This is a genomic window from Luteitalea sp. (assembly GCF_044337415.1).
Lineage (GTDB): Bacteria > Acidobacteriota > Vicinamibacteria > Vicinamibacterales > Vicinamibacteraceae > Luteitalea.
This window is the reverse complement of record NZ_JBIINP010000022.1, coordinates 1-17,570: the sequence shown is the minus strand read 5'-3', so window position 1 is coordinate 17,570 and position 17,570 is coordinate 1. Positions and strand designations below refer to the sequence as shown.

The 17,570-nt window shown below is 69.4% G+C and carries 17 protein-coding genes; 15 read left to right on the top strand and 2 right to left on the bottom strand.

Annotation, left to right across the window (positions count from 1 at the left end):
* The first annotated feature begins 46 nt into the window (after positions 1-46).
* Complete coding sequence (locus ACIRDX_RS06200) at positions 47-1,342, top strand: ABC transporter permease (RefSeq protein ID WP_396624534.1); 1,296 nt, start codon at positions 47-49, stop codon at positions 1,340-1,342.
* A 137-nt stretch (positions 1,343-1,479) separates the two neighbouring features.
* The gene (locus ACIRDX_RS06195) at positions 1,480-2,832 is read left to right on the top strand and encodes an ABC transporter permease (protein WP_396624533.1); all 1,353 of its coding nucleotides are present in this window, start codon (positions 1,480-1,482) and stop codon (positions 2,830-2,832) included.
* A 123-nt stretch (positions 2,833-2,955) separates the two neighbouring features.
* Here ACIRDX_RS06195 and ACIRDX_RS06190 read toward each other — a convergent pair whose 3' ends face one another.
* The gene (locus ACIRDX_RS06190) at positions 2,956-4,641 is read right to left on the bottom strand and encodes an alpha/beta hydrolase family protein (protein WP_396624532.1); all 1,686 of its coding nucleotides are present in this window, start codon (positions 4,639-4,641) and stop codon (positions 2,956-2,958) included.
* A 23-nt stretch (positions 4,642-4,664) separates the two neighbouring features.
* Between ACIRDX_RS06190 and ACIRDX_RS06185 the strand changes: the two genes are divergently transcribed.
* The 3 genes from ACIRDX_RS06185 to ACIRDX_RS06175 all read left to right on the top strand — a co-directional run bounded on the left by ACIRDX_RS06185 (position 4,665) and on the right by ACIRDX_RS06175 (position 6,896).
* Complete coding sequence (locus tag ACIRDX_RS06185; RefSeq protein ID WP_396624531.1) at positions 4,665-5,654, top strand: YgfZ/GcvT domain-containing protein; 990 nt, start codon at positions 4,665-4,667, stop codon at positions 5,652-5,654.
* A complete protein-coding gene (locus ACIRDX_RS06180; RefSeq protein ID WP_396624530.1) occupies positions 5,654-6,046 on the top strand; it encodes a (deoxy)nucleoside triphosphate pyrophosphohydrolase in 393 nt (130 codons plus the stop codon). Before ACIRDX_RS06185 ends, ACIRDX_RS06180 begins: the two co-directional genes overlap by 1 nt.
* Before the next feature lie 178 nt (positions 6,047-6,224).
* On the top strand, positions 6,225-6,896 hold the full coding sequence (locus ACIRDX_RS06175) for a TMEM175 family protein (RefSeq protein WP_396624529.1): 672 nt from the start codon (positions 6,225-6,227) through the stop codon (positions 6,894-6,896).
* Positions 6,897-6,971: 75 nt separating this feature from the next.
* Here the strand turns inward: ACIRDX_RS06175 and ACIRDX_RS06170 are convergent, their stop codons facing one another.
* On the bottom strand, positions 6,972-7,658 hold the full coding sequence (locus tag ACIRDX_RS06170; RefSeq protein WP_396624528.1) for an A/G-specific adenine glycosylase: 687 nt from the start codon (positions 7,656-7,658) through the stop codon (positions 6,972-6,974).
* Positions 7,659-7,862: 204 nt separating this feature from the next.
* Here ACIRDX_RS06170 and hpnC point away from each other — a divergent pair, with 204 nt between their 5' ends.
* The 10 genes from hpnC to ACIRDX_RS06120 form a co-directional block, all read left to right on the top strand.
* On the top strand, positions 7,863-8,744 hold the full coding sequence (gene hpnC / locus ACIRDX_RS06165; RefSeq protein ID WP_396624527.1) for a squalene synthase HpnC: 882 nt from the start codon (positions 7,863-7,865) through the stop codon (positions 8,742-8,744).
* Between the two features lie 53 nt (positions 8,745-8,797).
* Positions 8,798-9,649, top strand: a complete 852-nt coding sequence (gene hpnD / locus ACIRDX_RS06160; RefSeq protein WP_396624526.1) for a presqualene diphosphate synthase HpnD — start codon at positions 8,798-8,800, stop codon at positions 9,647-9,649.
* Complete coding sequence (hpnE, locus tag ACIRDX_RS06155; protein ID WP_396624525.1) at positions 9,646-10,986, top strand: hydroxysqualene dehydroxylase HpnE; 1,341 nt, start codon at positions 9,646-9,648, stop codon at positions 10,984-10,986. The genes hpnD and hpnE overlap by 4 nt, the downstream gene beginning before the upstream one ends.
* Positions 10,987-11,059: 73 nt before the next feature.
* On the top strand, positions 11,060-12,133 hold the full coding sequence (locus ACIRDX_RS06150; RefSeq protein ID WP_396624524.1) for a class I fructose-bisphosphate aldolase: 1,074 nt from the start codon (positions 11,060-11,062) through the stop codon (positions 12,131-12,133).
* Positions 12,134-12,253: 120 nt separating this feature from the next.
* On the top strand, positions 12,254-12,793 hold the full coding sequence (gene def / locus ACIRDX_RS06145; protein WP_396624523.1) for a peptide deformylase: 540 nt from the start codon (positions 12,254-12,256) through the stop codon (positions 12,791-12,793).
* Between the two features lie 2 nt (positions 12,794-12,795).
* Positions 12,796-13,623 (top strand): FAD-dependent thymidylate synthase, encoded by an 828-nt coding sequence (locus tag ACIRDX_RS06140; protein WP_396624522.1) that lies wholly within the window; start codon positions 12,796-12,798, stop codon positions 13,621-13,623.
* Entirely contained in the window at positions 13,620-14,039 is a 420-nt protein-coding gene (locus tag ACIRDX_RS06135; protein ID WP_396624521.1) for an acyl-CoA thioesterase, read from the top strand. The genes ACIRDX_RS06140 and ACIRDX_RS06135 overlap by 4 nt, the downstream gene beginning before the upstream one ends.
* Before the next feature lie 75 nt (positions 14,040-14,114).
* Positions 14,115-14,492, top strand: coding sequence for a VOC family protein (locus ACIRDX_RS06130; RefSeq protein WP_396624520.1), 378 nt, complete (start codon positions 14,115-14,117; stop codon positions 14,490-14,492).
* Between the two features lie 176 nt (positions 14,493-14,668).
* A complete protein-coding gene (locus tag ACIRDX_RS06125) occupies positions 14,669-15,619 on the top strand; it encodes an outer membrane lipoprotein-sorting protein (RefSeq protein WP_396624519.1) in 951 nt (316 codons plus the stop codon).
* Positions 15,616-17,570 (top strand): RND family transporter (locus ACIRDX_RS06120; protein WP_396624518.1); only part of this gene is annotated, 1,955 nt, incomplete at its 3' end. The genes ACIRDX_RS06125 and ACIRDX_RS06120, both read left to right, overlap by 4 nt.

Genomic DNA, 17,570 nt, shown 5'->3' with positions numbered 1-17,570 from the left:
CGCCCGCTACCCGTTACCCGTTCCCCGCTCCCCGCTGATCCCAGCCATGCGCGAGTCCTTCATCCAGGCCATCGACAACCTCCGGGCCAACAAGCTCAGGAGCTTCCTCACGATGTTCGGCATCATGTGGGGCATCGTGTCGATCGTCGTGCTGTCGGCGCTGGGAGAGGGCTTCCGGCGCGGCAACGACGCGGTGCTGCGCGAGTTCGGCCGGAACATGAGCATCGTGTGGGGCTCGCGCACGACGATGCAGGCTGGCGGCGAGCGCGCCGGCCGGAACGTCACGCTCACCGTGGACGATGCCCGGGCCATCAAGGCGCAGGGCCGCCTGGTCAACATGGTGAGCCCGGAGATCCAGCGCGGCACCAAGGTGAAGAGCGCCTACAACGAGGCGGCGGTCACGGTGCACGGCGTCGAACCGCCGTACATGTTCATGCGGACGATCGAGGTCGATCGCGGCCGTCAGCTGAACTGGAGCGACGAGCAGAACGCGAGCCAGGTGGCGGTGATCGGCTGGGAGATGTGCAAGCAGCTGTTCGGGGAGCGCAACCCGGTCGGTGAGCAGGTGCTCGTCAACGGCACGCCCTTCACCATCGTCGGCCGTATCCGGCGCAAGGACCAGGACAGCAGCTACAGCGGCCCCGACAACAACAAGATCTTCATCCCGTTCGCGGTGATGCAGAAGTTCCTGCCGCGCCCGGACGCCCCCGCCGGCAGCCTCAGCCAGATGCTGGTGATGCCCCGACAGCACGTGATCGACGGGCTCGAAGGCGTGCTGGGGACCCGGACGGGACGGGTCGAGGACATCGACTGGCCGCTCGAGCGGGAGATCCGCGAGATCCTCGCTCGCCGCAAGGCCTTCAACCCGGAGGATCGCGACGCCATCAACGTCTGGGACACGTCGCTGCAGACGATGTTCTTCGACCGGATGATCGCGGCGATGGCCAGCTTCTTCCGGGTGGTGGGACTGGTCACGCTCGCACTCGGCGGCATCGGCGTGATGAACATCATGCTGATCGCCGTCAAGGACCGCACGCGCGAGATCGGCGTCCGCAAGGCGCTCGGCGCGACGACGGCGGCCATCCAGCGGCAGTTCTTCCTGGAGGGCTTCTTCCTCACGCTGATCAGCGGCGGCCTCGGCATGGCCATCGGCGTGGGACTCTGCTTGCTGGTGAACACGCTGGCTACGCTGCCCATCCGCTTCGCCGGGATGATCATCACGTGGCCCAACGCCCTGCTCGCGCTCGGCTCACTGGTGCTCATCGGTATCGTGTCGTCCACCCTGCCGGCCAGGCGCGCCGCGCAACTGCCGCCCACCGAGGCGCTCAGGTACGAGATGTAGGGCACCGGCGGGTAGCGGGGAGCGGGTTACGGGTAGCGGAAACACCGAAACAGGGCACGCCCGAACTCCACCGTCGATGCTCGCCCTCTGGACATCGCTCCCCGCTCCCCGATACCCGCTACCCGTCAGGATCGACAATGACCCCACCCGAAGCTGCTGCCATCGAGTCATCGCTGCCGCTCGCGCCGACGCACCACCGACGCGTGCGTGGCCGTGCGCGCACGCTGCAGATGCTCAAGGAGGTCGTGCGCGAGGCCGTGTACGGCGTGTCGCGCAACCGCTTGCGTGCGGCGCTCTCCATGCTCGGCATCTCGTGGGGCATCGTCTCCGTGGTGATGCTGCTGGCGTACGGCAACGGCTTCCACGATGCGCTGATGGTCGGCTTCCGCAACGCGTTCGGCGACGGCGTGGCCGTGCTGTTCTCGGGGCAGACGAGCATGCAGGCCGGCGGGCAGCGCGCTGGGCGGCGCATCCGCCTCAAGCCCGAGGACGTGTCGGCGCTCGCGGAGCTGCCGGCGGTCAAGTTCGCGAGCCCCGAGTACTTCAACCGGCTCACGATGACCTACGGCGACAGGACGTCCACCTTCGGCCTGCGGGGCGTGGCCACCTCGTACGGCACGATGCGCGGCGAGCGCCCGGCACGAGGGCAGGGCCGGTGGCTCACCGACGACGACATGGCGGAGCGGCGTCGCGTGGTGTTCCTGGGCTACGAAGTGGCGCGCAAGCTGTTCGGCGAGCAGCGTGCCGTGGGGCAGACGATCCGCATCGGCAACCGGCCGTTCGAGGTCGTCGGCGTGATGGAGGACAAGGTGCAGATGTCCTCCTACTTCCAGCCCGACAAGTACTGCGCCTTCATCCCCTGGACGACGATGGGGGAACTGCAGGACACGACCTACGTGTCGACGATCGTGATCCAGACGGTGAACCCGCTGCAGCAGGACAAGGCGCTGCGGCAGGTGCGCGAGGTGCTCGGCAAGAAGTACCGCTTCGAGCCCACCGACGAGCGCGCCATCAACATCCAGGACTCGGTCGAGAACATCGGGATGATCAGCGGCATCACCAACGGCCTGAAGATGGTGCTGACGTTCGTCGGCGTGCTCACGCTCGCCATTGGCGGCGTCGGCATCATGAACATCATGTTCGTGTCGGTCACCGAGCGCACGCGCGAGATCGGCATCCGCAAGGCCCTCGGCGCGCGCCGGCGCGAGATCCTGCTGCAGTTCCTCGTCGAGGCCTTCATCATCACGTTCCTCGGCGGGGCCGTGGGCGTGGCGGCGTCGTGGCTGATGGTGTGGGTGTTCAGCCCGCGGCCGTTCCTGGCCGAGCTGCTCGACGACCTGTCGCGCCGCACCGACATCCACCTGGTGCTCTCGCTGGAGCTCCTGGGGATCTGCACCGCGATCCTGATGGTGGTCGGCATGATCGCCGGCTTCCTGCCGGCGATGCGCGCGTCGCGCCTCGACCCGATCGAGGCGCTGCGGTACGAATAGCCGCGTGGGGGCAATTCGAAATTCGACATGCGAAATTCTCGGCGGCTTGGCCTCCCGGCCCTCGCCGCGCCAGGCGCAGCCGGCGCTCGTGAATTTCACATGTCAGATTTCAGGTTGCCACGATCAGCGGGCTGGCAGCTGCGTCAGCCAGTCGACGATCTGCTTGGCGACGTCGGGACTGACCTTCGCGCCCTGCAGGCTGCCGTACTCGGACACCTCGCCCGTCTTCGCGGGTACCAGCAGGTGGTTGATGCCGGGCACCATCACGAGCGTGGTGGTGCCCTTCTTGCGCTGCAGGGCCAGGCCGTTGAGCACCTCGGCGTTCTGCAGCGGGACCTGCTTGTCGAGCGCGCCGTGGAGGATCAGGAGCGGCTCGTCCACCTTCTTCATCACGGGCGCCGGATCCCACATCAGGAAGCTCCTGAACCAGGCCGTGTCGGCCTGCTTGCGCATCGCCTCGGGGATGCCGTCCCAGCCCTGGCCGGTGATCACGGCGTTCATCACCTGCTTCTGCAGGTCGACGCGACGCTGCTTCTCGTCCGCGGCCAGCTTGAGGCCGTCGAGGGCCGTGCGCTGCTGCTCGAGCACGAGCTCGCTGCCCTTCACGCCGGGGGCGGCGATGGCGACGATGGCTCGCAGGTCGCCGGTGCGGGTGGCGGCCAGGAGCGCGACCGCGCCGCCCTCGCTGTGGCCCACCACGACGATCCGCTTGTCGTCGACATCCTTCTGCTCCCGCAGCCACTTCACCACGCTCAGCACGTCGTCGGCGTAGTCGGACAGCGTCGCCGACTCGGCGCGGCCACCGCTCTGGCCCACGCCGCGCTTGTCGTAGCGCACGACGAGGTAGCCGGCGTCGGCCAGGTGGCCCGCCAGCTGGCCCATCACGGGCACGCCGAAGGCAATCGTGTCGCGGTCGATGTTGCCCGAGCCGCCGACCAGCACCACGGCCGGGAGCTTCTCGACGTTCTTGTCCTTCTTGCCGGGCGCCGCCTTGCCGGCCGGGCGCGACACGGTGGCGCCGATGTTGAAGCCGAGCGCCGGGATGAGCAGCGTCTGGTCGTTCTCGCGGAACTCCTTCACCTCGCGCGTGAACACGCTGGTGAGGTCCTCGCGCACCACGTCGACGCCGGCCGCCGTGATCGAGTAGCGGACCATCCTGCCGGTGGCCTTCTCGGCCCACAGCAGCAGGACCATCGGCGTGCCGGCGTTGTCGATGTCGATCGCGTGCCGACGCAGCTCGAACATGCCGGCGGCGGTCTGCATCCGCTCGTCGGCCACGGCCGAGAGCGTGGCGATCACCTGTGCCTGCGGCGCGACGTACAGCGCGAACTTCGCGCCGGCCGGCAGCGCGTTGACGCGGTAGGCCAGTCCCTGCGCGGCCGCGAACACGTTGTTGGGCAGGAAGATCGCGTCGGCCGCGATCGGATGCGTGACCTCGGTGGCCGTCTCGCCCTGGGTGACGGCGTTGCGGGCCTTGCCGTCGGCGACGGTGGTGTCGACGATGAGCGGCTGGTCCTTGAGGCGGGCCTCGGTGCGCAGGCGCAGCGGTGCGCCGGTCGGCCCGTACACCATCTCCGCGCTCCGCAGCACGTACCCGCCGCCGGCGATGCCGCCCGACGACCGGATCACCAGGCCCTCGGCGTCGCGCACCACCGACACCTGCTCGGAGCCGACGTTGCGCCCCTGGACGACGATCCGGTACGTGGCGGTCCAGTCCTCGGCCGCCTGCTGCGCCGCTGCCGGCGAGGCGTGCCACGCGGCCGCCAACGCCAGGACGAGGCACGTATAATGACGAAGCACTGCACCCATCCGCTCAGGATATCAGCCCGGACATGGCCCTGACCTTCGACGACGAGTACCGCGCCCTCCACGGGGACGCGATCTGGACCGACCGCAGCGCGCGCGACGCGCGGCTCGAGGTGCGCGGACCCGACGCCGCCTCGTGGCTGCAGGGGTTGCTCACGCAGGACGTGTCGGCGCTGCAGGCGGGGCAGGGGGCCCATGCCACCTACCTCACGCCACAGGGGCGGATGATTGCCGACCTGCGGGTGTTCCATCGCGGCGACAGCTTCCTGATCGAATGTGTCGCAGGGGCGCGGCTCGCGCTGCTCAGCCGGCTCGACCAGTTCGTGATCATGGAAGACGTCACGATCGCCGACGTCACCGAGACGATGGGGTGCCTCACCGTGATCGGCCCGACGGCGCCGGCCTCGGCGTCGGCCTGCACGGGCATCGCACTCTCCACGCTGGCGGCCCTGCCGGAGTCCGCGTCGCTGCCGCTGTCGGTGCCGGGTGCATTCGTCGCCGCCTCGCGCGAGTTCGGCGTGCCGGCCTTCGACCTCTTCGCACCGCGCCAGGACCTGGCGATCTGGCGCACGCTGCTGCAGGCACGTATCCCGCAGGCGAGCGACAGGACCATCGAGACGGCGCGCATCGAGGCCGGGCGGCCCCGCTTCGGGGTCGACATGGGCGAGGACACGATCCCGCTCGAGGCGGGCCTGGAGTCGCGGGCGATCAGCTTCGACAAGGGCTGCTACGTCGGGCAGGAGGTGGTGATCCGCATCCTGCATCGCGGGCAGGGGCGTGTCGCCCGTCGCCTCGTGTGGGTCGAGCACGTCCCGCATGCCCAGGATTCCTCGGGATGGCATCCCGGCGAAGCGGTGTATCTCGGTGACAAGGCGGTGGGGCACGTGAGCAGCGTGTGCTGGTCGCCCGCGCGCGGCGGGCTGCTGGGCATCGCGATGCTGCATCGCGATGCCTTCGAGCCCGACACGGTCGTGCGCGTCGGCGCGCACGAGGCCGTGGTGCGGAAGCTGCCCTGATGCGCCACGTGGTGGTCAGCGCTGCCGTGATCGAGCGCGACGGCGCCTTCCTGATGACGCGCCGTGCGTCAGGCAGTCATCTCGAGGGCACCTGGGAGTTCCCCGGCGGCAAGCAGGAGCCCGGGGAGTCGCTCGAGCAGTCGCTGGTCCGCGAGATCCGTGAGGAGCTCGGGTGTGGCGTCGAGGTGGGACCGCTCCTGCTCGTCACGCGTCATGCCTACCCGGAGGTTGCCGTCGAACTGCACTTCTTCGGGGCGTTGCTGGTCGGGGAGCCGGCGCCGCAACTCGGACAGGAGATGCGCTGGGTGCGCCGTGAGGAACTCGCGGCGCTGCCGCTCCCCGAGGCCGACGCCGACCTCGTGGCGCTGTTGACTGCCCGCCCTCGCCCGTAGCCGTCGCGCTTGCGCGACGGCCCCAAGCGAGGATCACTGACCGTCGGCCGCTTGTCCGCCGTAGCCCGCGCAAAGGCGGATGGCCGACGGCTACGAGCATACTGATCAGCGTCGACCCATCTGAACCCCGTACCCCGTACCCCGTACCCGGTACCCGGTACCCGGAAGGTGTGCTGCCATGCCTGTGTCCCGTGACGTCGCGCGCATCGAGGCCTTCAGCGACGCCGTGTTCGGCTTCGCGCTCACGCTGCTCGTCGTGTCGCTGGAGGTGCCGCGCACGTACGCCGACATGATGGCCAGCGTGCGGGCGCTGCCTGCCTTCGCGGCCTCCTTCGCGATCCTGCTGATGATCTGGCAGGAGCATCACAGCTTCTTCAGGCGTTACGGCGTCCACGATGGCGTCACCATCTGGGTGAACGGCCTGCTGCTGTTCGTCGTGCTGTTCTACGTCTACCCGCTCAAGTTCCTGATGACGATGCTGATCGGGCCTGGCGGGGTGCTGCTGGGCGGGCGGCCGGCGGGCGTGGAGGGCCATCAGGTGCCCGGGTTGATGGTGATGTACGGGGCCGGGTTCGTGTCGGTGTTCCTGCTGATGGCCCTGCTGCACTGGCGCGCCCTGGCCTGCCTGCGCCGCGATCCGCCGGCGGATGTCGACCTCGGCGCCCTGCGTCTCCACATGGGGGCCTGCCTGGTGTACGTGGCGATCGGCCTGCTCTCGACGGCCATCGCGCAGTTCGGGCCGTGGCCCTGGGCCCCTCGCGCGGCCGGGCTCTCGTACGTGCTGATCGGCCCGGCGTTCTACTTGTACTACCGGTGGATCGGGCCGCGCCTGGCCTCGCAGCAGGTGTAGCCGTCGCGCCTGCACGAGGGCCAGCGGCCCCCGCGAGGGAGCGAGGCAGCACTGACCGTCGGCCAGGGCCGACGGCTACGAACCTCCCGTGCGGAAGGCGCACGAGCGCTTCATCGGGCAGTACAGGCACTGCGGCTTGCGCGCCGTGCACACCGTGGCGCCGAAGTCCATCAGCGCCTGGTTGAAGTCGAACACGTGCTTGTGCGGCAGCACCGTGCGCGACAGTTCCCACAGGTGCTTCACCATGGCGTGCGACTTCGGATCGCCCTCGCCCACGAACACGCGGAACAGCACCCGCGCGACGTTGGTGTCGAGGATCGCGGCGCGCTTGCCGAAGGCGAAGCTCATGACCGCGCCTGCCGTGTACGCCCCGATCCCCTTGAAGGACAGCAGCGTGGTCTCGTCGGACGGCAACTGGCCGCCGTAACTGGCCACGGCCTCGCGCGCGATCGACTGCAGGCGTCGCGGGCGGATGTTGTAGCCGAGCGGTCGCCACGTCTGCACCACGTCGTCTTCGGGCGCGGCGGCGAGGGCCTCGAAGGTCGGGTACTTGGCCAGCCACTCCTCGTACTTGGGCAGCACGCGGTCCACCTGCGTCTGCTGCAGCATGATCTCGGAGACCAGGATGTGGTACGGGTCGCTGGTGCGCCGCCACGGCAGGTCGCGGCCCTGTGCGCGATACCACGTCAGCAGCGTCGTCCTGAACCGTCGGCGGGCGTTGGAATCGGGCAGCGGAAGCAGGGGCCCGGTCGTTCGTGGCACGGATCGGCAGTGTAACGCTTAACGCTTAACGCTTAACGATTAGCGCCGAACTCCGAACTCCGAACGCCGAACGCTTGACGCGTGCCTTGGGCTGGGACAGGGTTGCCGGGCCGCGCGCTCCGGGGTTCCGAGCGCCGAGCCCCCAGCTCCCGCGCTTGTCCCGACTGCCGACTGCCGACTGCCGACTGCCGTTAGGATCCTCCCGTGACCGTCGCTGAGGCCTACGCGCGCTGCCAGGCGGTGGCGGCGGGGCACTACGAGAACTTCCCCGTGGCGTCGCGGCTGCTGCCTGCGGCGATGCGCCCGCACGTGGCGGCCGTGTACGCCTTCGCCCGCGCCGCCGACGACTTCGCCGACGAGGGCACCGCGTCGCCGACGCAGCGCCTGGCCTGGCTCGACACCTGGCTGTCGCTGCGGCGCTCTGGTGCGACGGCCGCGGCTGAGGCACCAGCCGTCGGCCACGTCGGGGCCGACGATGTGCGCGCGACGTTTTTGGCCGCGCACGACACCATCGAGCGCTGTCGGCTCGACCCGCAACTGTTCGACGACCTGCTCTCGGCCTTCTCCCAGGACGTGACGAAGGCACGCTACGCCGATTGGCCCGAGGTGCTCGATTACTGTCGCCGGTCGGCCAATCCCGTGGGTCGGCTCGTGTTGGGCATCGCCGGCGTCCACGACGAAGCGACATCGCGGCGGTCCGATGCCGTGTGCACGGCGCTCCAACTCGCGAACTTCTGGCAGGACCTCGGGCAGGACTGGCGCGAGCGCGACAGGTTGTACGTGCCGCTCGACCTGATGGCTGCGCACGGCGCGACGACCGACGCGCTGGACACCGACGCCGTCGACCCGGCCTGGCGGCAGGTCGTGACCGAACTCGGCTCGCGCACGCAGGCGCTCTTCGACCAGGGGCGTCCGGTGTGCGATGCGGTGCGGGGGCGGCTCCGCTACGAACTTCGCGCCACCTGGCTCGGCGGCACCACGGTGCTGCGCCGCACGCTCGAGGTCCGCGGGCGCTCGCTGCACGTCCGTCCCGTGCTCACGAAGGTCGACATGGCCCGCATCCTTGCAGGCGCCGCCTTCTGGTGACTAGATCGACTGCCGACTGCCGACTCCCGTACCTTAGAATTGGTGCCGCAGCCGTGGGTCGCGACACCAACTTCGCCTACTCGTTCCTGGCCCTCTCGCCAGACCGCCGCGAGGCCATCACGGCCGTGTGGGACTTCTGCCGCGCCGTCGACGATGAGGTGGACGAGCACGAGGAGCGGCCGCTCGCCGAGCGGCGCGCTGCCCTGCAGGGGTGGGCCGGCGAGGTGGCCGCCTGCTTCGATGGGGGCACCCCGAAGACCCCGCAAGGACGTGCCCTGGCGTCGGTCGTGTCGCGGTTCCCCGTGCCCCGCCTGCCGCTGGACCAGCTCATCGAGGGCTGCGCCATGGACCTCGAGCCCACCAGGTTCGCCACCTTCTGCGACCTGCGCGGGTACTGCTACAAGGTCGCGTCGACGGTCGGGCTCGTCTGCATCGAGATCTTCGGCTACGAGAACCCGGGCACCCGGCAGTACGCCGAGGAACTCGGCCTGGCCCTGCAGCTGACCAACATCCTCCGCGACGTGCCGTCGGACCTGGGGCGCGGGCGCCTGTACATCCCGCTCGACGAGTTGCGTGCTCATGGCGTGACCGAGGACGACCTGCGCGCCGGTACCCTCACGCCGGCCGTGTCGGCCTTGCTCGAACGGCAAGCCCTGCGCGCCCGTGAGCAGTTCGCCCGCGCCGAGGCCGCGCTGCCGCCCGAGGACGCGCGGCGCCTCGTGGCCGCGCGGATCATGGGCGCCATCTACCGCGACCTGCTCGAGCGCATCACCGCGCGCGACTGCGACGTGTTCACCGAGCGTGTGCGCGTGCCGAAGTTCCACAAGGCCCGCCTCGCTCTCGCCACATGGGTGAAGACGATGGCCGCCTCGCCTGCTCCCGAATCCCTGCGCACGGCCAAATGACATCCCCGGACGTGATCGTGATCGGGGCGGGTTGCGCCGGCCTGGCTGCGGCCTGCGCCCTCGCCGATCGCGGCGCGCGTGTGCTCGTGCTCGAAGCCCGGGGGCAGTTGGGTGGCCGGGCGACCGCCTTCCAGGACCGCGAGTCGGGCGAGTGGGTCGACAACGGGCAGCACGTCCTGATGGGCTGCTACCACGAGACGCGGCGGTACCTGGCGAGGGTCGGCGCCAGCGACGCGGTGCAGTTCCAGCCGCAGTTGGCGTTCACCTGCGTGGACAAGGCCGGACGGCTCTCGACGCTGTCGTGCCCGGACTGGCGGCCGCCCTATCACCTGGCCGGAGGCCTGCTCCGCTGGAAGGCCCTGGGCTGGGGCGACCGCCTGGCGGCCACGAAGATCATGAGCGGGCTGCAGGCGGCGCGGAAGGCGATCACCGACGGCGCGGCGGCGCCCGTGCTCCCGGGCGAGACCGTGGCGGCGTGGCTCGCGCGCTACCGGCAGACGCCCCGGCTCGTCGCGCTGTTGTGGGAGCCGCTGGCGATCGCGGCCCTCAACCAGCCCATCGATCAGGCCGAAGCGGCGCCGTTCGTGCGGATTCTCGGGCAGATCTTCAGCGACGACCCGTTCGATGCCGCCCTGGGCATCCCGGCGCGGCCGCTGCACCAGGTGTTCGGTGAACCGGCCCGGGCCTACCTGGAGGCGCGGGGCGGCCAGATCCGGCTCGACTCGCTGTCGCGGGTGGTGCTGGCCGGCGACCGGGTGGCCTACGTGGACAGCCGCGGCACCTCCATCCGGACGCGGACGGTGATCCTGGCCGTGCCGTGGTTCGGCTTGGCGGGGGTCCTGCGGGGCAGCGAGACGGGCCCGATGGCCGACCTGCTCGCCCGCGAGGCGGTCCGCGCCCCATCGTCCATCGTGTCGGTGAACCTGTGGCTCGAGCGGGGCGCCTTGCCGGCGCCGTTCGTGGGCCTGCCTGAGCGGACCTTTCACTGGATGTTCGACAAGCGGTGGGCCTTCGGCGAGGCGGCGTCGCACATCACGCTGGTGGCCAGCGGCGCCGACCACGTCCTGAGGCAGTCCAACGAGGACCTCGGGGCCCTGGCCCTGCGTGAGGCCACCGACGCCATTCCCAGCCTGCGCCAGGCCCGTGTGCAGCGCGTGCGGGTGGTGCGGGAGCCCAACGCCACCTTCTCGCTGTCGGCGGGGCAGCCGGCGCGGTCGGGGCCAAGCACGCCCGTCCAGGGCCTGCTCGTCGCCGGGGACTGGACCGACACGGGCCTGCCCGCGACGATCGAAGGGGCCGTGCTTTCCGGCCACCGGGCTGCCGCCGCAGTGGCCTAGGAGCCTCGCGCGATACAATTCCCACGGCCCTTCGACTCCGCTCGGGGCCCATCCTTTCGTCACGAGACCATTCATGACCGCCACGACCATCACCACATCCGAGATCCAGGCGCTGCTGGGCGCCGACGCCGAAGCCCTCCTCACCTACACGGCCAAGGGCTTCCCGAAGGACACGCTCCACCTGCCGGGTCCGGATTACATCGACCGCGTGTTCGCGCACACCGACCGCTCGCCGAGCGTGCTGCGCAACTACTCGCAGATCCTCAACTCGGGCCGGCTCGCCGGCACCGGCTACGTGTCGATCTTCCCGGTCGACCAGGGCATCGAGCACTCGGCGGGGGCCAGCTTTGCGGGCAACCCCATCTACTTCGATCCCGAGAGCATCGTGAAGCTCGCCTATGAGGGCGGCTGCAACTGCGTGACCTCGACGTTGGGCGTGCTCGGGTCGGTGGCGCGCAAGTGGGCGCACAAGATCCCGTTCATGGTGAAGCTCAACCACAACGAGTTCCTGAGCTACCCCAACCGCTACGACCAGGTGATGTTCGCCACGGTCGAGCAGGCGTTCGAGATGGGCGCCATCGCCGTCGGCGCGACTGTGTACTTCGGCTCCGAGGAATCGACCCGCCAGATCCAGGAAGTGAGCGCCGCCTTCGCGCGCGCCCACGAGCTCGGCATGCTGACGGTGCTCTGGTGCTACACGCGCAACAGCGCGTTCAAGACGGCCGAGAAGGACTACCACGTGTCGGCCGACCTGACGGGCCAGGCCAACCACCTCGGCGTGACGATCGAGGCCGACATCATCAAGCAGAAGATGCCGGAGAACAACGGCGGCTACCTGGCCACCAAGCACGGCAAGACCGACAAGCGCGTCTACAGCGAACTGACGCCGGGCGACCACCCGATCGAGATGACGCGCTACCAGCTCGCCAACTGCTACATGGGCCGCATCGGCCTGATCAACTCGGGCGGCGCGAGCACGGCCAACGACTTCGCCGAGTCGGTCCGCACGGCGGTCATCAACAAGCGCGCCGGCGGCATGGGCCTCATCCTCGGCCGTCGCGCCTTCCAGCGCCCGTTCGCCGACGGCGTCAAGCTGCTCAACCAGATCCAGGACGTCTACCTGGATCCGAACGTCACCATCGCCTGACGCTCCGCCTTCGCGCAAGGCTTCGGCGGGACGACGCGGGGCACCTCGAGGGGTGCCCGCGTCGGTCCGTCGTACGATGACCTCAGGCAGCCTGTCGCCCGTAGCCTGCAGCCCCGTCTCATGTCCATCCTCAAAGTCGCCCGCATGGGCCATCCGGTGCTGCGCAGCCGCGCACGCGCGCTCGATCCGGCGGAAGTCCGTGCCGCGGTCATGCAGAAGTTCATCGACGACATGATGGACACGATGCTCGAGTACGAGGGCATCGGCCTGGCGGCGCCGCAGGTGCACGAGGGCGTCCGTCTGTTCGTCGCGGGCATCGACGATGGCGCCGGCAAGATGCGGGTGCTGCCGTTCGTGAACCCGGTGATCACGCCGCTGTCGGCCGACAAGGCCGAGGACTGGGAAGGCTGCCTGAGCATTCCCGACATCCGCGGCAAGGTGCCGCGCTTCACGCACGTCCGCATCGAGGCCCTCGACCGCAAGGGCAAGCCGTTCCAGATGGAACTGCACAACTTCCAGGCGCGCGTCGTGCAGCACGAGGCCGATCACCTCGATGGCGTGCTGTTCTTCGACCGCATGGCGCGGTTCGAGTCGCTGACCTTCCTCGAGGAGTACTCGCGCTACCACCGCAGCGAGCGCGACGAGGACGAGGACGCGTAGCCGTGGCCTACCACGCCGAGGTCCTGCTCGACAGCGTCAACCCGGCCGGCCAGCGCCTCACGACCTTCGTGCTGCGCTTCCCGCGGTTCGTGCTGCCCGAGTTCAACACGCACCGGATGTTCTCGCGCAACGCCTCGAGCTCGCGCGCCATCCCCACCGCGAAGCTGATGCAGCAACTGGTCGACGACCCCGTCATTCCGGTGGAGTGGGGGCGCAACCAGTCGGGCATGCAGGCGCGCGAGGTGCTCGACGAGGCCGGCGCCGCTGCGGCGCACGCCGGGTGGCTGCGCGCGCGCGACACTGCGCTGGAGCACGCCGAGCAGTTGCGCGCCACCGGCGTGCACAAGCAGATCGTCAACCGCCTGCTCGAGCCGTGGATGTGGGCGAGCGTGATCGTGTCGTCGACGACGTACGACAACTTCTTCACGTTGCGCTGCCACCCTGATGCGCAGCCCGAGATCAAGCGGCTGGCCGACCTCATGCGCGTGGCCTACGAGGCCTCCTCGCCCGTGCGGCGGGCGACGGGCGAGTGGCACCTGCCGTTCGTGGGCCCCGATGATCGGGACCTGCCGATCGAGGAGCAGAAGCAGGTGTCGGTGGCGCGCTGCGCGCGGGTGAGCTACCTCACGCACGTCGGCACGCGCGACATCGAGGCCGACAAGGTGCTGCACCAGCGCCTGCTCGACGCCGGGCACTGGTCGCCGTTCGAGCACGTGGCCCTGGCGATGCCCGATGCCACCCGCTTCAACAACTTCGCCGGCTGGCAGGCGTATCGCCACCAGATGGAGCAGGCGCGGACGCTCGTGATGGGCGAGGTGGCTCCCGCGTGAGCGCCCCGGCCTTCCGCTTCGCCACGCCCCTCCGCGTGCGGTGGGGCGATTGCGACGCGTTCGGCCACGTCAACAACGCGAGCTACCTCACGTTCTTCGAGGAAGCCCGCATCGACTACTGGAAGGCCGTGGCGCCGGACGTGCCGTTCACCGGCATGGCCATCGTCCACTCGAGCGTCGACTTCAAGGGGCAGGCCTATCCCGGCGACATCCTGACCATTCGCGTCGCGGTGACCGAACTGCGGCGCACCAGTTTCTGGGCGGCGTACGAGGTGCTGCGCGGCGACCAGGTGGTGGCCAGCGGACGTTCAGCGCAGGTGTTCTTCGACTACGGGACGCAGCGGCCGGCGCCGATTCCCGAAGCGTTCCGCGAGCGCGTGGCGTCGTACGAGGGGATCGCCCCCACCGCGCCCTAGGCCTGTCGCCTGTCGCCCCTGAGCCCTGACCGATACCGGCTTTCTGAGCCTTGAGCCCTGAGCCCTGAGCCCTTTATGTCTGACCCCAAGCAGCCCGGACAGATTGGTTGGATCGACCTCACCGTGCCTGATGCCGCCCAGGTGCGCGACTTCTACCGCGCCGTCGTCGGCTGGGAGTATCAGGAGGTCGACATGGAGGGGTATGCCGACTACTCCATGACCGACCTCGAGGGGAAACCGGTCACCGGGATCTGCCATGCTCGCGGCATCAACGAGGGCATGCCCGCACAGTGGCTGGTCTACATCACGGTGCTCGACGTGCAGTTCGCCGTCGACGAGGCAGTCGCCAACGGTGGAGAGGTGCTGCGCCCGCCGACCGACATGGGAGCGGGGACGTTCGCGGTGATCAAGGACCCGGCCGGCGCGGTGGTCGCGTTGTTCCAGCACGCCTGACGGGTCGGGTTGAGACTTCGGTCATCGGGTGTGGCGAATTTGCGCATCCTGGGCTGCGATCGCGACCCGAAGAACTATTCGTTGGTATGACGCAAGTCGTTTCAGGACCGTCAGTTGCGGAATTGCTTGTCATGACGCATTTTTCCGCTTGACGGCTTTGTGAAAGATTTCACATAATGCCATCCAAGCTGAGGGACGACGGGTATCCGTTCCACTACCTTCAAGCCTTGCTGGAAGCGACCTCTTTCGGCAAGGTCGGTGAGCCTTCGCAGTACCAGGCCCGCCCGGTCAAGTTCTTCCTCGTACTAATCCTCCTCTTACTACCCGGCGCCCTCAGCTTTCTCTCCCTCAGCGCCGAGGACTTCCAGGCCAGCAAGACTGAATCACTGACGGGCGACTGGGTCGCACGGCAGATAGACGCACGCGACACCGGCCGCGACGCCGTGATCCAGATGCGCATGCGCCTGTTCGATCGCCAGGGCCGGCAGCGCGAGCGGACCCTCGAGATGCGCGCCTTGCGCGGCGCGCCAGGCGCCGCCGACGGCATCAGCGACCGCGTGCTCCTGCGGTTCTCCTATCCGAACGACATCAAGGGCACCGGCCTGCTCGTGCACGAGCGCCCGGGCAAGGACGACGACCGGTACCTGTACCTGCCGGCGCTCGGGCGCGTGCGCCGCATCGCCGGCGCCGAGCGGCAGGAGAGCTTCGCGGGCAGCGACCTCAGCTACGAGGAGATTGGCGGGCGCGCACTCGAGGACTACACCTACGAGCTGGTCGACGCGAAGGCCACGTGGACGGCGCCCGACGGCAAGGCCTGGCCTGCCTACAAGCTCAAGTCGACCGCGAAGGACGCGAGCCTCGCCTACCCGGTGGCCACCTCGCTGGTCCGCGCCGACAACTTCGTCGTCGTGCAGGCCGACGTCTTCGATCGCCGCGGTACCCGCGCCAAGCAGTACGTGGTGAAGCGCCTCGAGCAGCAGGCCGGCATCTGGACCGTGATGGACTCGGTGATGACGCACGAGATCGATCGCACCCGGACGGAGCTGACGGTGACGGCCGTGCGCTACAACTCCGGGCTCGCCGCCGACGCCTTCTCGCGCCGCGCCCTCGAGCAGCCCGCGAAATGAACCCGCCCCGCGATCGCTGGTCGGGCCTGGCGGATCGCCTGACCGCTGGCCTGTGGACCTGGCGGCGCCTGTTGGCGGCCTGTGCGCTGCTCGGCGCCGTCCTGCTCGCGCCCCTGGCCGACATCCGCAGCCTCGACAACGACGTCAGCGCCTGGTTCCGCAAGGACGACCCGGTCTACGCCGATTACGAGCGCCTCAAGCAGGAGTTCCCGGGTTCGCGCACGCTGATCATCGCGCTGGACGCCGGCGGAGACGCCTTCACCCCGGACATGCTCGGGGCGCTGCGGGCCATCACCGCCGACATCGAGCGCGTGCAGGCCGTGCGTCGCGTGCAGAGCCTGGCCACCGCCAACGTGGTCCGCACCGACGCGTCAGGCGAGGGCGACCTCGAGGTCGAGCCGATGCTGCCGAAGGCCGGCGCGATCGACGCGGCCGCCGTGCGCCGCGAGGCCCTGCGCGACCGCCTGGTCGCCGGCGATCTCGTGTCGACCAGCGGGCGTGTCCTGTCGATCGTGGTGAGCTTCGACGAGGCGCGCATCGATGCGGTGCGGGCACAGGTGCTCGACGAGATCCGCGCGAAGGTGTCGGCGCACCTGCCGACGGGCGCGACCGCCCACTACAACGGCAGCCTCGAGATCAGCGAGACGTACAACCGCGTCACGCTGCGCAACCAGGTCGTCTTCACGCCGCCGATCCTCCTGATCACCATCGCGGCGATCTGGGTGATGTTCCGGTCGTGGCGCCTCACGCTGCTGACGTTGCTGGCCGTGCTCGTCAGCACGCTGTGGACGCTGGGCCTCTACATGTGGGCCGGCTTCGGCTTCAACATCCTCACGAGCATGCTCCCGGCGCTCGTGATGGTGCTGGCCATCGCCGACGACGTGCACATCATCCAGCACTACACGCAGTGCCGGCGCGAGGGGGCGACGCACGAAGCAGCCTGGATGCACACGGTGCGCCACCTGATCACGCCGCTGTTCGCCGCGAGTGCGACGACGGCGCTCGGGCTGCTGTCGCTGGCGACCAGCCACGTCGACGCGGTGCGCACCTTCGGCATCGGCGCGGCGCTCGGCGTGATGGTCGACTTCGCGATCTCGGTCGTGCTGATGCCCACGCTGCTGGCCTGGGCGCCGGTCGGGCCGGAGCCGCCGCAGTCGCGCTGGCTCCTCGGCCCGATGCGGGCCATCGGGCGCCTCGCCGCCTCGCACCCCCGGCGCGTCGTGCTCGCCACCCTCGCCATCGTCGGCGTGATGGCCGTGGGCCTGGCGCGGCTGCGCGTCGACACCAACCACGTGGCGTTCTTCAAGCCGGGCCATCCGATCCACGACTCGGCCGAGCTGATGGACCGCGAGCTCTCCGGCATCTACAGCTTCCAGGTGCTGCTCGAGGGACCGCCCGAGTCGTTGCGCGCGCCCGATGTGCTGCGGCGCATCGACGCGTTGCGCGAGCGCCTCGAGGGCCTCGGGCACGTGAAGAAGGTGGTGTCGCTGGCCGACTACGTCGCCCGCGTGCACGAGCAACTGGCGCCCGACCTCGCAGGCAAGGGACAGCGGCTGCCGGTGGATGCCGATCTCGTGTCGCAGGAGCTGTTCGTGTTCGGCATGTCGGAGGAGGGGCGCCGCGAGCTCGAGAGCCTGGTGTCGACCGACTACTCGCGCACGCAGGTGATGGTGAAGCTGGCGTCGATGAGCTCGGACGAGGCCTTCGAGGAGGTCGAGTCGGCCGAGGCGATTGCCCGTGAGCTGTTCGCCGGGACGGGCATCACGACGACGGTGACCGGAGCGGGCCGGCTGTTCGCGACCCTCGACCACTACCTCGTGACGTCGCAGGTCTCCAGCTTCGCCACGGCGTTCGTCTCCGTGTTCGCGGTGATCTTCCTGGTCTTCCGCTCCTTCAAGTTCGGCGTGCTCGCGATCATCCCGAACGTGATCCCCGTGATCATCGTGCTCGG